Source organism: Dissulfurispira sp., from assembly GCF_036745535.1.
Lineage (GTDB): Bacteria > Nitrospirota > Thermodesulfovibrionia > Thermodesulfovibrionales > Dissulfurispiraceae > Dissulfurispira.
The window spans coordinates 1,633-3,054 of record NZ_DAIOFX010000126.1; the positions used below are offsets into that span (position 1 = coordinate 1,633).

Consider the following 1,422-nt stretch of genomic DNA (forward strand, 5'->3'; position numbering starts at 1 on the left):
TTTCCTTTATCTTTCCTTTTTCCTCTACCTTAACCTTTACCTTTTCCTTCATCTTTACCTCTACCTTTGCCTTTACCTGTTTTTAACAGGGTTTATCCTGTTGTAGTCGAACTTCTGGTGGCATCCCGGCAGGCATAAGCCTCCGTTTGCAGCCTTCTGGAATCCCACAGGCAGTCCCCATGCGCCGAATGGAACAGCATCCCTTATGTGCTTCGGATTATTGGTTGCGTGTGCATCATGGCACGCCCTGCATGTACGTCCCTTAATCGCCTTATTGACATGCACAAAGTGGAGATTTTGATCGCCATTCCTGAACCCTGTCAGTGTTGTAGTTTTTGCATCCAGTACAAGCGTCTTCTCGTGGCAATTAAAGCATAGTTCGTAATTTTTAGGGTCAAACGGCGCATAGAATACTGGTGGGAAATACTTCCTGAGTATCCTGAAGTTATCCGATCCGTGCGTATTGTGGCATGCCGAACAATCCTTCTGTTTTATGGGGCCGTGGTGTTCCTTATTCTTTGCAAGATACGTCTTCATATCGACAATTTTGCCGTCCTGTGTATCCAGTGGTTTGTCATGGCAGATATTGCATGTATCAACAGGCTGTTTAACCAACTGCTTCACATAATCAGAGACATGCGGGTCATGACATGCAAGACATTTCTTGTCTGTTTCAAGACCACCGTGTCTGTTTTTTACATTTGCTATCCATTCCTTCTTATCCTTGTGGCATCCGAAGCATAATTCCTGCGAGCCGTCTGTCTTGAAATTGAATTTATAATCTCCTGCATGGGGGCTGTGGCAGTTAACGCATTTTTCACCTACAGGCTTATGGACAAATTTCTTGCCCTTGAATGCATCCGCCTTATCTGTATGGCATATAAAGCAGACGTCATTTCCCGATGCATTCAGCATCTTGGGGAAATCTGTCTGGTGCGGGTTGTGGCACATGGAGCATCCTCCAACTGCAACAGGTCCATGGACAAATTTGCCGGCAGCAATCTTTTTGTCATGGCACATAAAGCAGAGGTTCTGTCCGTCTCCACGCAGTTGGTATTTATAAGGCGATTGGTGAGGATCGTGGCATTTTGAGCAATTGCCTTCTTTGACCGGTTTGTGAACTCCTTTCTTCGTATCTACCCTGTCATGACATCTATAGCATTGTTCTCCTACATTCTTAATTGGTGCGAATTTAATTCCTTGCCGGAGACTCTTTATGCCTGACTGCATCTCCTGTATGGCAGGTCATACAGTCACCCCTCCTGACTCCTGTGTCCCCCATGGTGCCCCTCCTGAAGTAAATTTTTTGTAAATTATTTTGGTCAAATTTTAATTATTAGCTTCTCTTTTGTCAAGTTTTTATCTGCGTGGGTAGTGTCAATCATTTTGTGTAAATTCCTTTAAGGGCTTCTTTCCCCATTG

The 1,422-nt window shown here is 44.4% G+C and carries 1 protein-coding gene; it reads right to left on the bottom strand.

Translation table 11 applies throughout. The features are described from left to right. Positions 1-72 precede the first annotated feature (72 nt). A complete protein-coding gene (locus V7L97_RS11865) occupies positions 73-1,230 on the bottom strand; it encodes a cytochrome c3 family protein (protein WP_333656246.1) in 1,158 nt (385 codons plus the stop codon). Between the last annotated feature and the right edge of the window lie 192 nt (positions 1,231-1,422).